This window comes from Paenibacillus xanthanilyticus (genome assembly GCF_042682185.1).
Classification (GTDB): domain Bacteria; phylum Bacillota; class Bacilli; order Paenibacillales; family Paenibacillaceae; genus Paenibacillus_Z; species Paenibacillus_Z xanthanilyticus.
The window spans coordinates 3,928,296-3,942,128 of sequence record NZ_JBHUHA010000001.1; the positions used below are offsets into that span (position 1 = coordinate 3,928,296).

Here is a 13,833-nt window from a genome sequence, read left to right on the forward strand (position 1 = left end):
CGTATTCCCTGCCCTGTGCCCGCCGCCTATGCGGCGCCGCTAACCGGCCAGGCCGGATTTCTCCTTCCGGCGGCGGACGATGATCCGCGTGGCGACGTACAGCAGCAGCGTGCTCGCCAAGAAGAAAATTTTACTCGCCATCCCCGTTCCCTCCATGAGCTCGAAGGCTTCGTCGCCCCAATGAAACCCGAGCATGAAATAAATGAAAATCCACGCCACCGCACCCGTGTACGCAAACAGTGCCAGCTTCCGGAACGGTACGCCCGTCGCGCCCGCGACGAACGGCATCAGATAGCGCACGCCCGGCAGGAAGCAGCTGACGAGCAGCGCTTTGGCCCCGTACCGGTCGATCAGCGCATCCACTTTGGCCAGCGGTCGCCGGAAGCGCTCGTTCGCCCGCAGCTTCCGCATCAGCAGACGACCGAACAGCCGGCCGACGAAGAATGCGACGGTGTACGCCGCCATGAGGCCCGCAAGGCTATAGAGATAGATCCGCCCGGGATCAAGCGTCCCCTGCCCGGCCAGCGAGCCGCCCAGCAGCATCGTCGCTTCGTTCGGGATCGGAATGCCGATCGGCCCCAAGCCGAACGCCACGAAGAAGATGCCATATCCATATTGCGCGACCAGCTGCGCAAGCATATCCAACATGAAGGATCATTCCCCTTTATCGCATGATCATAACGATTCTTAACGCCTGTTATAAGCATACGACGCAAATCTGAGCAGGGAGTCGTTGAAATTCTGAAGGTTTCCTGAAGAAAGAGGAAGGAAGCGAAAACATCGCGTAACGGTGGCAGCGGAAGAGACTTGGCATTGCGAACGGTAACGAAAAAAGCCGCCCCGCCAAAGCGGAGCAGCTTTTGTAAATCCTATTTCTTCGCCACGTATTTGCGGATGTCGAACGCAACCGCCGCGACGATGATGAGACCTTTGATGATGAGCTGGTAGTACGGGCTGATGCCGATGAACGTCAGACCGTAGTTGATGACGCCGAAGATGACGACGCCGGCCATAACGCCTGGTACGGTACCGATACCGCCAGCGGTGGATACGCCGCCGACGACGCACGCCGCGATGGCGTCAAGCTCGTACATGTTGCCGTAGTTGTTCGTCGCGCCGCCGGTGCGAGCTGCTTCGAGCACGCCTGCCAGACCGTAGAGGGCGCCGGCGATCATGTAGATGTACATGATGTTGCGGGAGACGCGGATACCGGATACGTTCGCCGCTTGGATGTTGCCGCCGATCGCGTACATGTTCTTGCCCAGCTGCGTTTTGTTAAAGATGACCCAGACGATGACCGCGACGATGATCGCGATAATAACGATGTACGGAACCGAGTACGTGCCGTCCACGCCGATGTAGCCCGTGCCGAGCTTCGTGAAGTCTTCGCGCAGACCGCCGATCGGCTGCGAGGAGTTCGGCGGCAAGTCGAAGTACAGGGAGTTCAGACCGTATACGCCGACCATGGTGCCGAGCGTCGCGATGAACGGCGGAACGTTCAGCTTCGCGACGATGAAGCCGTTGAGCAAGCCGACGAGCAGACCGGCGATGATCGCCAGAATGATCGGGATGAACATGTTCAGGTGGCCGAGATCCGGGAAGAACCGGTTCGCGTAAGTCTCCATCTGCAGCATGGAAGCCGAGATGACCGCCGTCAGACCGACGATGCGGCCGGCGGACAAGTCGGTGCCGCCCGTGATCAGAATGAACGCCATGCCCAGCGCGATAATGGCGCGGGTCGACGATTGGAGCAGGATGTCGCGAAGCGTCGTGATCGCGATGAAGCTCGGATCATAGACGGCGATGCCGACGATCAGTAAGACCAGTACGATGTAGATCGCGTTCTGCGATGTGAAATTTTTGATTCTAGCTGCGTTCATGCGCAAAAATCCTCCTTCGATCAGCCGCGTTGGGCGGCAAGCCGCATAATATCTTCTTCGGTGGCAGTCGCCCCGTTGACGATGCCCGTCATACGTCCTTCACACATAACCATGACCCGGTCGGACATGCCGAGCAGCTCGGGCATCTCGGATGAAATCATAATGATGCTTTTCCCTTGCTTCGCCAGTTCGGTCATGAACATGTAAATTTCGTATTTGGCGCCGACGTCGATGCCCCGGGTCGGTTCGTCCAGCATGAGAATGTCCGGGTTGGTCAGGAGCCAACGCGCGAGCAATACCTTCTGCTGGTTACCCCCGGAGAGGTTCTTGATCGGCGTATCGATCGTAGGCGTCTTCGTGCGGAAGCGCGTCACGTTGTCCGCGGCGTCCTTGCGCATTTTGCGGTCGCTCAGCAGCCCGAATTTGTTGCGGTACTGCTTGAGACTCGCGATGGCCGTGTTTTCCTTGATCGACAGCACCGGGAAAATCCCCGTTACGCGGCGTTCCTCGGTGAGCAGCGCGATTTTGTGGTCGATCGCTTCCACCGGCGACTTGATCTTGACTTGTTTGCCGTTGATCGAGATCGTGCCCGACGCAACGCCGCGAAGGCCGAAGAGCGCTTCGATCAACTCGGTCCGCTGGGAGCCGACCAGACCGCCGACGCCGAGAATTTCGCCTTTGCGAAGCTCGAAGGAGACGTCCTTGAACGACTTGTCTTGCGTGCTCGTCAACTTGTCGACCTTCAGAATCGTCTCGCCCGGCACATTCGTGCGCTCCGGGAAACGCTCCTTCAGTTCGCGGCCGACCATTCGGGAGATGATGAGGTCCATCGTCATTTCCGAGGACGGCCACGTGCCGATCAGCTTGCCGTCGCGCATGATCGTGATGTCGTCGGAGATGCGCAGAATTTCTTCCATTTTGTGCGAAATATAAATGATCGAGACGCCCCGCGCGCGGAGCTTGTTGATGATCTTGAACAGCTGCTCGACCTCGTTGCCCGTGAGCGAGGAAGTCGGCTCGTCCATGACGATGACTTTGGCGCGGTACGACACGGCTTTGGCGATTTCAATGGACTGCACGTTCGAGACGGATAAAGAGCCGACTTTGACGTGCGGGTCAAGGTTCATTTCAAGTTCGGCGAGCACCGCTTTCGTTTCTTGCAGCATTTTACGCTCGTCGATGAAGCGGAACGGGCCGAAGCCTTTCATTGGATACCGGCCGAGCCAGAGGTTATCCATGACGTTCCGGTGCGGAACGGGGTGAAGCTCCTGGTGGATCATGGAGATGCCGCGCTCTAGCGCGTCTTTCGAATTCGTGATCGTGACGGGCTGGCCGTCGAAAATGATTTCGCCGTCGTCCGGCGTGTAGATGCCAAACAAACACTTCATCAGCGTCGATTTGCCCGCGCCATTCTCGCCCATCAGCGCGTGGACGGTGCCGGGACGCACCTTCAGCGTCACATTGTCGAGCGCTTTTACGCCCGGGAACGATTTGGAAATGTGATTCATCTCTAGGATGAACGGGGTATTCGCCACTTTGATACGCCTCCTGTGCCTTGAAACCTATATACACAAGGCGAAACGGCATCGCCATGTTCTAGCGGCGACGCGCGTTTCGTTCCGGTGAAATAGAGGATGATTTATAACCGTGAAACTTATAAATTCCTATATTTAGATGAAACGGCTGCGCCCTGAGGCGCAGCACGCTTCACCCGCGTTGAATCTGCGTAAAACCTGGATTATTGAGCGTCGGCAATGTTGTCTTTCGTGATTTTCTTGTATGCGATCCAGACATATTTGCCGTCTGTCAGGTCATAGCCCGTGTTTTCTTTCGTTGGCGTTTCGCCTTTTGCCAGAACGGCAGCCAGCTCAAGCGTTGCTTTACCTTGGTTCTTCGCGTCGTTCAGAACCGTACCGAGCAGCGTGCCGTCTTGCAGCGCTTGGATGGCAGGCGCCGTTGCGTCTACGCCGACAACCGGCATGAATTTGTCGCCCGTGAAGTAGCCAGCCGCTTTGAGCGCTTCGACCGCGCCGAGCGCCATGTCGTCGTTGTTCGCGAAGACCGCTTCGATTTTGTCGCCGTGGGAAGCGAGGAATGCCGCCATTTTTTCTTGGCCTTTAACGCGATCCCACATCGCTGTATCTTCAGCAAGCTTCTCAACCGGGATGCCTGCGTCTTCTACGGCTTTAACCGAGAATTTCGTGCGGAGCTCGGCGTCTTGGTGTCCTGGCTCGCCTTTGAGCATGACGTATTGGAGCTTGCCGTCGCCGTTTTTGTCGGCTTTCGGATTTGCTTTCCAGTAGTCGACGACCAGTTGGCCGGAGATCGTGCCGGACTCTTCCGCTTTCGCGCCGACGTAGTACACTTTATCCCACTTGTTCATGTCGTCCGCCATTGGCTCGCGGTTCAGGAACACGATTGGTACGTCTTTTGCTTTCGCTTTGTCGATCAGAACGCCTGCTGCCGTACGGTCAACCGCGTTGATCGCAAGCGCTTTGTAGCCTTTGTTGAGGAACAGGTCTACTTTATCGTTCTGGGTTGGTTGGGAGTTCTGGCTGTCAACGATGTCGACTTCCGCTTTGCCCGCTGCCGCGTCCTTGAGCGAGTTGCGAACGCCCGTCATGAACGTATCGTCGAATTTGTAAATCGCTACGCCAACTTTCGGAAGCTCGCCGTTGTCGCCGCCCGCGTTGGTGCCTGCGTTCGTTCCCGCGTTCGTGCCGGTGTTGCCTGTGTTCGTGCCTTCGTTGTTGTTTCCACCGCAACCTGCCAGCGCGCCTACCGCGAGTACGCTAGCGAGCAAAACGGCTGTCATTTTTGTCTTTTTCAAGAAAAACAACCTCCCTTAAAATCGTTCATGGTTCGTTGGTTCATGTGCCTGCGTTGGTAGTGTTTCTCTCGCCTGCTGAATTTATTATGCGCGATCGAAAGAAGAAAACGAATTCAATATTCTCCTGTTTTCTATCGAAATTCTCATCTGTTTTAACAAGGCGAAACGGCTGCGCCGTCCTTTAGGGGCGATTCGAGTTTCGTTCCAGAGATATACAAGATGCGTTATAAACGTGAAACTTATAAATGCTTGTATATAAAAAAAGACATGTCGAAACATGTCGGAATTGGTGAAATATTCAATGATTTATTTGACGAACGGGAATAGGATCTTCTGATTGTCCATCCAGAACATATTCTCCCGGTCGATGATCTTCGTATGGATATCGACGCGCGGCGGGATCGTCTCGCCCTCCAGCGCCTGCATCGCGTGCTTGACGCCGAGGTAGCCCATGCTGAACGGGTTCTGGACGATCGTCGCCTCAAGCACCCCGTCCTGCAGCATCTCCAGCTCCTCGTGCGCGCTCTCGAACGCCACGACCTTCACCCGGTCCTGTTCCCCGCGGCGGATCAGCTCCCGTCCCGCGCCGATCGCGGCGTCGGCGTTCAGCGCGACGATGCCGTCCACGAGCGTCGCGTCCATCAAGGAGCGCGTCACGCTCTCGCAAGCCTCGATGCCCGCCATGCAATAGCGGTTGTCCAGCACCGTGATGAAGGACTCTTGCTTGAACGTATCCAGAATGCCGCGAATGCGCTGCTCCATGTTCCGGTCGTCCTTCACCGAGCTCAGGATGACGACATGCCCCTGCTGACCCAGCTGCTCGATGATGCGCTCGCCCGCCTTCTTGCCCGCGTCGTAGTTGTCGATGCCGATGTAGGAACGGACCGCCCCCGCGTTAATGTCGGTGTCGATCGCGATGACGGGAATTCGCACGCCGGTGATGGCGCCCGCCATCTCGCCGTCGTCGGCGGCCGCGACGACGAGCGCCCGCGTCTTGTCCGCCAGCGCCTGGCGGACAAGCTTGATCTGGCCCGCGGAGTCGTCGCTGTCGGGCATCGCCGTCACGGCCAGGTTCGCGCCGAACTCCTTGGCCGCCGCTTCCGCGCCCATCCGCACCGTCTCCCAGAAGTCGCTCTCCTGCTCGCGCAGGACGAGGGTGATGGTCGGCTGATCGAGCGCTTCGCCTTGCAGATCGACCCGATTCTCGGCCTCGTTCGTCGGAAGAAGAGAATAGAGAATGCCCGCGATGGCGAAGGCCGCGATGATCGCCAGCAGCGCGTAGCCGAATTTCTCGTTCCGGGTCATCCGGCCTCCTCCTCTCGCGCGGCGCGGTCCGCGCCGTCCGTTGCTCTCGGAATCTCGATCGTCACCGTCGTCCCCTCTTCCAGCTCGCTCTCGTACGTCAGTCCGTACTCTTCGCCGTAATACAGCCTGATGCGCTCGCGCACGTTATGCACGCCGACGCCCGATCCCGAGCTTACCGGCTGCGCGACGCCGGCCTGCGATGGCTCCGGCGCGATCTCCCGGCCCGCGTTCAGCGCGGCCAGCTTGGCCGGCGGAATGCCAAGGCCGTTGTCGCGAATCGTGAAGCGGACTCGCTCCCCCGCCGCCGTCGCCCGTACCTCGATCTCGCCTTCGTCGACCATCCGCTCGATGCCGTGCACGATCGCGTTCTCGATGATCGGCTGCAGAATGAGCTTCAGCGTCCGGTCGTGCAGCACGTCGTCGTCGGCTTCGACGGTGAAGCGGAATTTATTTTTGAAGCGAATCTCCTGAATCGTCAGGTAGTTGCGGGCGTGCTCCATCTCCTCCTGCACGGTGATGATCGCCTGCCCTTTGCTCAGGCTGATGCGGAACAGCTTGGAGAGCGACGTGATGGTGCGCACGATCTCCTCGTTCTTGCTCATGCCGACCATGCGGACGACGGAGTTGAGCGTGTTGTACAGAAAATGCGGGTTGATCTGGGCCTGCAGGACTTCGAGCTCATACTTGCGCTTGGCCTCCTGCTCCCGCACGATCTGGTTCATCAGTCCTTTGATCGTCCCCATCATCATGTTGTACCGCTGGGACAATCGTTCTACCTCCAGCGCTCCCTTCACCTGCACGGGCGTCCCGAATTCGCCCCGTTCGACCGACTTCATCGCCTTCTCGAGCTGCTTGATCGGACGGGAGATGCGCGCGGACATGAACGCCGAGATGATGAGGACGAGCAGCAGCACGAGCGCCAGAATGCGAAGCGTGTAATCCCCGACTTCCTGCTTGCTCGTCATCACTTCGTCCATGTAGGAGACGCCGACGACCTTCCACCCGATGTTGTTGACCGTCTTGATCGTGATGAGGCGGTCCTCGCCGGTCGAGTCGTCCATGTAGGAGCCGTACGCGTACTTCAGCGCTTGCTCGACGTTCTCGTACTTGAGACCGATATAGATCAATTGCTGCTGCGGATGGTACACGATATTGCCCGCCGAGTCGTCGATGATGTAGACGTAGCCCTTCTGGCCCAGGCTGACGCGTTGGCTCAATTCGTCGATTTGCTTGAAATTGACGTCGACGAGCAGCACGGCGTTCTGGGTGACGCCGCCCCGCTTGATCGTAATGCCTTTGCTCATCGAGACGACCCACCGGTACGAGCCGTGATAAATATTCTGGATGTGCGGCAGCGAGAAGCTGAGGTGATTCGGCGTGTCGACCGCCGAGCGGAACCAGCTTTGCTCGCTCAACGTGATGGAGTCCCGCACCGTCTGTCTCGGGTTGCTCTCAATCAGCTCCCCGCTCTCGGTGAACAGCGCCAGCGATACGATGTCTTCGCGCGTGCGGAGAATTGCGTTCAGCTCGCTGGCCACCGTCTCCCCCGGGCGTCCTTGGGCGTTGGCGACGGTCTGGTCAATAACCCGGAATACTTCCGTGATGCTGCCGACGTAATCCTCGAGATTGTAGCTGACCTGCTCGACGATCTGCTGCGTGCTGAGGATGGCGCTCTGCTCTTCCGTCTGCGAGAACTTATCGTAAAGAAGAAGTCCGAACAACGCGATAATCGCGACGGAGAGGAGCGAGAACGAGACCGTCAAGATAAATTGAATGCTCCTGCGCATGGGCGGCCTCACTCCTCCTGGGAGCGGCCCCGGTATTCTTTCGGCGAGATGCCGACCTGCTTCTTGAAGCAGAAACTGAAGTAATTCGGGTCGGAGAAGCCGACCCGCTCCGCGATCTCGAACGCCTTCAGATCGGTCGTGCGCAGCAGCTCCTTCGCCGCCTCCATCCGGATGTTCATCAGGTAGGCGACGAACGTCAGCTTCGTCTCCTTCTTGAACACGCTGCTAAAGTAGCCCGCGCTAATGTGCAAATGGCCGCACACTTGGTTGACGGAAATGTTGCTGTCCGCATAGTGGGCCCGCGTGTAATCGATCGCCTGCTGCACGAGCTGCTTGTACGAATGCTGGCGGCTGCTGGAGATCGTCTGCGCAAGCTTCACGCATAGATTGCCGAACCACTCCCGGGTCGCTTCGATGCTGCCTTGCTTCTCGATCTCGGCGAAAATTTTGCCGCTGCCCCCGAACAGCCCGTCGAGGTCGGCATCCGCGTCCTTGGCCGCCTTCAGCACGGCGGTCAGCAGCTCGATGACGTATACCTGATAGTCCTTGTACGATGTCTCCGTCCGCGCAATCTCCTCGAACAAGTCGTGCACGACCTGACGCACTTCGTCGCCGGTTCCCAGCTTCAGCGAGCGGACGAGTTCCTGCTCCTTCAGCTCGTCGAAGCGGAGCCGGTTCACGAACCGCCGCTCCACGTCGCCGATATAGATAATCCGGTTGCTGCCCTCCAGCACCCGGTAATCGAGCGCCTGCAGCGCCCCCTCGTAGCCGCGCTTCAGCTCGGCCAGACCGGAGACCGGCTCGCCGACGCCGACCGTGACGGGCAGCTTCAAGAACCGCTCGATCTGCGCGATCGTGTCCTGCAGCACCGCGAGCGTCGCGCGCAGCAGCGCTTCATGGTCTGCCTCGGCCGAGATGGAGAGCAGCACGATATGATCCTGGTGGATGAACGCGCGGCCCAGTCCCTGCTTGTTCCACAGTTCCTCCGCGATATTCAGCACCGCGAACAGCTGCAGGTCGAGGTCGTCCGACGCCAGCAGCGAGCTCATTCCCCCGCCGCCCGGCTTGGCCGATGCCGACTCCTGGCCCGTCTGCAGGCTGATGACCGACACGAGATAGCCGGAGCCGTCCAGCTGAAGGCCGTAGGTGCGCGCCTTCTCCGCGATCTGGCTGCCCGGCAGCTTCCGCGAGAGCAGCGAGGCGAGGAACGTCTCCCGCAGCACGGGCAGACTCGTCCGGTAATGTTCGCGCAGCAGCTCCATGTCCTCGCGCCGCGCGATCTCCGCGTCGATGCGGGCCTTCACCTTAGCCAGCGTCGCCGCGATCTGCGCGCCGTCGAACGGCTTAAGCACGTATTCGTCGACCTCCAGCTTGATGGCGCGCTGGGCGTATTCGAACTCGTCGAAGCCCGAGAGCAGGACGATGCGCGTATTCGGATGCTCGCGCCGAATCCACTCCGACAGCGCGAGCCCGTCCATGAACGGCATGCTGATATCGGTCAGCACGACGTCCGGGGTTAGGCGCTCGACGAGCTCGGACGCTTCCCGGCCGTTCTCGGCGGTAGCCACGACCTCGAAGCCGTGCGCCGCCCAGTCGATCTCCTGGAGCAGCCCCTCCCGAACGTCAATTTCATCATCGACAAGCAGCAGCTTGTACAACATCTATGGTTCCTCCTTGTATCGTTGGCGGCTATATGACGACCATGTCGGAAACGAGCGAAGAACGGCGCGCGGCCATCCTCCCCTCATTCGGTCATGCCCCATTATACCGAATGGCGGGCCTGTTACAAACCGCTTTATTCCCGGCCGCATCCGGCAATCGCCGAATGCGGCCGCACGCAATAAAAGTCCGCGCCCCCGTTGCCGGGCGCGCGGACGTCCGCTTTGCCTATTTGACCAGCCACACTTGGATGAGCGAGAGCAGCTGGGACATATCGATCGGCTTGCTGATGTAATCGGAGGCGCCGGCGGCCAGGCATTGTTCGCGGTCCTGCTTCATCGCCTTCGCCGTCAGCGCGATGATCGGCAGCCTCGCGTATTGCGTCTGCGAGCGTATGGCTCGCATCGCTTCGTAACCGTCCATGACCGGCATCATGATGTCCATGAGCACGAGATCGACGGTTGTTCCCTGACGCAGCAGCTCGAGACACTCCTGCCCGTCGTGGGCGGCGACGACCGCGAAGCCGGTCTTCTCCAAGGCGCTCGTCAGCGCGAAGACATTGCGCACGTCATCGTCGACAATGAGCACCCTTCGCCCGGCGAACTGACCGCGCGCCGCTTCTGCCGGCTGCAAGGCGGCCGCCGCTTCGCGCACGCTCGGCTCCGACTTCGCCGATCTCGTATATCCGACCGCGCCTCCGACGTGCCGGACCACGATATCGGCGGGACCCGCTCCTTGAAGAGCGCCCTCCGTCAACGACGGCAGATAGAGCGTGAACGTCGAACCGCTTCCCTCCGCGCTGTTCAGCGCGATATAGCCGCGCAGCAGCTTCGACAGCTCCCTAGAGATGGATAGCCCGAGCCCGGTGCCGCCGTATTTGCGGTTGGTCGTGCCGTCCCCCTGGCGGAACGGATCGAATACCGCTTCGTGCATGTGGGGCGGGATGCCGATCCCCGTGTCGGCGACGGAGACGACGAGCGAGACCGGCCCCGGGACGCGTGCGGCCGCGGCCGCATCCAGCGTCGGGTCGAATGCACGCAGCGTCAACCGCACTTCGCCCCGCTCCGTGAATTTGATCGCATTGGATAATAAGTTCTTGATGATCTGATGGACCCGCAGTCCATCGCTATAAATAAAGTCCGGTATGGCCGGGTCCCGCTCGACGGCGAAGGCTAGCCCCTTCTTCTCCGCCAGCGGGCGGAAATGATGCTCCATGACGAACGGCAGCTCCGTCGTGTCCATTTTGTCGACGTGAATATCCAGCTTGCCGGCTTCCACCTTCGAGAGGTCGAGAACGTCGTTGATCAGCAGCAGCAGATCGCCGCCAGCCCCATGGATGACACGGGCGTACTCCTGCTCCTCCGGCAGCAGCGTGCCGTGCCCGTTCTCCGCAAGCATCTGAGACAGGATGAGGATGCTGTTGAGCGGCGTGCGGAGCTCGTGCGACATGTTGGCGAGGAACTCGGATTTGTACTGCGAGCTCTGCCTCAGTTCGGACGCGTAGTTCTCCAGCTCGCTCTGGATCTGCTCCAGCTCCCGCGATTTCTCCTCCGCGAACCGGGTGCGGTCCTCCAGCTGCTCGTTCGTGGCGCGAAGCTCCTCCTGCTGCGTTTGCAGCTCCTCCATCATCGTCTGCGATTCGCGCAGCAGCCGCTCGATGCGGTCGCGGCTCTCCACGCTGTTCATCGTCGCGCCGAACATGCCGATCACCCTCTCGAGCAGCGCCCGCTCCGTCTCCGTGAACGGCCGGAAGGCGGCCAGCTCCAGCACGGCGAGCGTCTCGCCCTCGAAGACGACCGGCGCGACCAGCACATGCTGCGGATCGGCTCCTCCAAGCGCGGAGGCGATCCGCAAGTAGGCCGGCGGCGTTCCCTTCAGCTCCAAGATTCGCTGCTCAAGCGCGCATTGGCCGACCAATCCTTCGCCGAGCCGGTAAGACGGCGGCGCGTCCGCTTCCCCGCTGGCCGCGTATGTGGCCAGCCGCTCGAGCAGCCTTCGCTTGGGATCGTCGCTCCGGAAGTACAGCACCCCGCAATCGGCGCCGATCTGGCGGGCCATCATGCCGAGGAAGGAGCGCCCAAGCCGCTCCATATCCGTGATCCCCTGATGGATGCTGACGATCTCGGACTGGACGGTCTGTACCCAGGCTTCCCGTTCCTTGCTCTCCAGCAGCCGGTTCGTCGCTTCGCCGAGGTCTCGAATCTCGTCGTTGGCATGCACGACGATCCGGCGCCCGCCCGCGCTGTTCGAGACGGCGATCTCCTCAATCGCCTCCTTCACGTCCCGGATCGTCCGCGTGATCGAGCCGGCCGTAAACATGCCCAGCGCCACCGCGACGCATACGGTCAAGCCGATGGCCATCAGCAGCACCCAGCGGAGCATGCGACTCCGCTCCTCCAGCTCGGCGATCCGCGCTTCGGACTGCTGCTGCTGGACGAGACGGAAATCCTCGATCTTTTTGCGCGCCTCGTCGGATATGGTTTTGCCCGCATCCCGCTGGAAAAAGCCGTTTACCTGCTCGTCGCGGCCTTGCTTCTTCAGCGCGACGATCGGACCGCCCGCCGTCTCGATCCAGTTCCGGATGGACGCTTCGATCGAATCCAGCCGCCGCTGCTGCGACGGATTGTCCTTCAACAAGTCGTACAGCTGGTAGAAATCCTTCTCCCAGCTCGAGTGGCCGTTATCGTAAGGCACCAGGTAACTCGGATTGCCGGTAATGACGAACCCGCGCTGTCCGGTCTCCATGTCCAGCATCGCCTTCTCGATCCGGCTCGTCAGCTCCTGAATCGAAAAATCGTGCTCGGTGATGAACGCGACCTCCTGCTGCTGTTTATTCAACCGATCGCCCAACACGACGATCGATGCAAGCAAACAGAGGATGATAGCCAAATACCCTGTTAAGATTTTCGCACGAATGCCGAAACGTACACGACTTTGCATCTCCGCTCCCTGCCCGTCTTTTTAGTGATAAACCATTCCTCCCCGCATTATAAACGATGGCGGTACGAGGTGCCATGGCCGAAGCGAGAATATTCCCGTGCCGGGACTAGAGCAAGTCGGATGTTCACCGATTTATTCTGTCAAAATGACGGGCCCGCGTTCCGTGATTGCGATCGTATGCTCGTACTGGGCCGACCACTTGCCGTCGAAACTGCGCGCCGTCCAGCCATCCGGATCCAATCGAATATACGGCGTGCCCAGCGTCAGGATCGGCTCGACGGTCAGCACCATGCCGGCGCGAAGCTTCTTGCCCGTGCCCGGCCTCGCGCGGTGCGCCACCTGCGGCTGCTCGTGCATCTGCCGGCCGATGCCGTGGCCGACGAAGCTCTCGACCACCGCCAGACCGGCCCGCTCCGCCGCCGTTCCCGCCGCGAAGCCGATGTCGCCGACCCGATTCCCCGGGATCGCCGCGGCAATGCCTGCCATGAGCGCCTGCTTCGTCGCGCGCATCAGGCGCGCGGCTTCGGCCGACGGAACGCCGACCGCGTACGTCCAGGCCGAATCGGCCATCCAGCCGTCCAGCTCCGCCACCATGTCGATCGTCACGATGTCGCCGCCGCGAAGCGGCTTGTTCGTCGGCGCCCCATGGCAGCAGACGTCGTTGACCGATGCGCACGTGGCGTACCGGTAGCCTTTGTAGCCTTTCTGCGCGGGCCTTGCTCCGCGCCGGACCATATAGTGCTCGGCGAAGGCGTCGATCTCCGCCGTCGTGACACCGGGCGCCAGCCGCTTGGCGATTTCCTTGTGACACGAGGCGACAATCGCGCCCGCCTTGCGAATTTGAGCGATCTCCGCCGCCGTCTTCAATACCGCCATCCGCTCGCCTCCTCTATCCGAGGGCTCCGCCCCTTGACCCGAGTTTTGTTGTTGCCTCCCCCTTCCCCCTCCGCCGAGGGGAACCATAGGGCTTCGCCCTCTGGACTCCCGCCTTCGTGCTGCCACGATTGTTCGCGGTCGGCGGCTGGACTTGAGCGGGGCACGCTCTTGTCCTCGCGGACAAAGCTTCATGCGTGGACATCCTCCCCCCCCTTCCCATGCTGAGGTCGGAGAGAGTTGATGTGGTGCTGGAACATGCCAACGAGAAAATATCCATATCTTTAATCAAAAAAAGCCTCGTCCCAGAAGCGCGGACAAGGCTTTGCCTGTGCGTATTTAACTTACCGAAGATTTCAGACGGCCCATCTCGTGGTCGACCAGCATGGTCAGCTCGTCCTCATAGCCTCCGGTGATGCGGTATTTGCGGATGTAATCGCGTACGAATTTGCGTGAGTCCTTCGGTTGGAAAATTCTCGTCAGTTCCTTAAGGCTTTCTTTGACTTCATTATGGCTTCGTTTCGCCATGAAATCCCCTCCTAGCATCGGATGGCGGTCC

At 60.1% G+C, this 13,833-nt stretch carries 10 protein-coding genes; all 10 read right to left on the reverse strand.

The window, feature by feature from the left end:
- Positions 1–39: 39 nt before the first annotated feature.
- Entirely contained in the window at positions 40–648 is a 609-nt protein-coding gene (locus tag ACFSKT_RS16900) for a DedA family protein (RefSeq protein ID WP_377717269.1), read from the reverse strand.
- A 221-nt stretch (positions 649–869) separates the two neighbouring features.
- Positions 870–1,880, reverse strand: a complete 1,011-nt coding sequence (gene mglC, locus ACFSKT_RS16905) for a galactose/methyl galactoside ABC transporter permease MglC (RefSeq protein WP_377717271.1) — start codon at positions 1,878–1,880, stop codon at positions 870–872.
- Between the two features lie 20 nt (positions 1,881–1,900).
- Positions 1,901–3,388 (reverse strand): sugar ABC transporter ATP-binding protein, encoded by a 1,488-nt coding sequence (locus ACFSKT_RS16910; RefSeq protein WP_377717356.1) that lies wholly within the window; start codon positions 3,386–3,388, stop codon positions 1,901–1,903.
- Between the two features lie 230 nt (positions 3,389–3,618).
- Positions 3,619–4,695: a galactose ABC transporter substrate-binding protein gene (locus ACFSKT_RS16915; protein WP_377717357.1), complete on the reverse strand. Its 1,077-nt coding sequence runs from the start codon at positions 4,693–4,695 to the stop codon at positions 3,619–3,621.
- A gap of 321 nt (positions 4,696–5,016) precedes the next feature.
- Positions 5,017–6,015: a substrate-binding domain-containing protein gene (locus ACFSKT_RS16920; RefSeq protein ID WP_377717272.1), complete on the reverse strand. Its 999-nt coding sequence runs from the start codon at positions 6,013–6,015 to the stop codon at positions 5,017–5,019.
- Entirely contained in the window at positions 6,012–7,802 is a 1,791-nt protein-coding gene (locus ACFSKT_RS16925) for a histidine kinase (RefSeq protein WP_377717274.1), read from the reverse strand. Before ACFSKT_RS16925 ends, ACFSKT_RS16920 begins: the two co-directional genes overlap by 4 nt.
- An 8-nt stretch (positions 7,803–7,810) precedes the next feature.
- The gene (locus ACFSKT_RS16930) at positions 7,811–9,460 is read right to left on the reverse strand and encodes a response regulator (RefSeq protein WP_377717359.1); all 1,650 of its coding nucleotides are present in this window, start codon (positions 9,458–9,460) and stop codon (positions 7,811–7,813) included.
- Positions 9,461–9,689: 229 nt separating this feature from the next.
- Entirely contained in the window at positions 9,690–12,401 is a 2,712-nt protein-coding gene (locus ACFSKT_RS16935; protein ID WP_377717276.1) for a CHASE3 domain-containing protein, read from the reverse strand.
- A 132-nt stretch (positions 12,402–12,533) separates the two neighbouring features.
- The gene (map, locus tag ACFSKT_RS16940; RefSeq protein ID WP_377717277.1) at positions 12,534–13,277 is read right to left on the reverse strand and encodes a type I methionyl aminopeptidase; all 744 of its coding nucleotides are present in this window, start codon (positions 13,275–13,277) and stop codon (positions 12,534–12,536) included.
- A gap of 336 nt (positions 13,278–13,613) precedes the next feature.
- On the reverse strand, positions 13,614–13,802 hold the full coding sequence (locus ACFSKT_RS16945; RefSeq protein ID WP_148932235.1) for a hypothetical protein: 189 nt from the start codon (positions 13,800–13,802) through the stop codon (positions 13,614–13,616).
- Between the last annotated feature and the right edge of the window lie 31 nt (positions 13,803–13,833).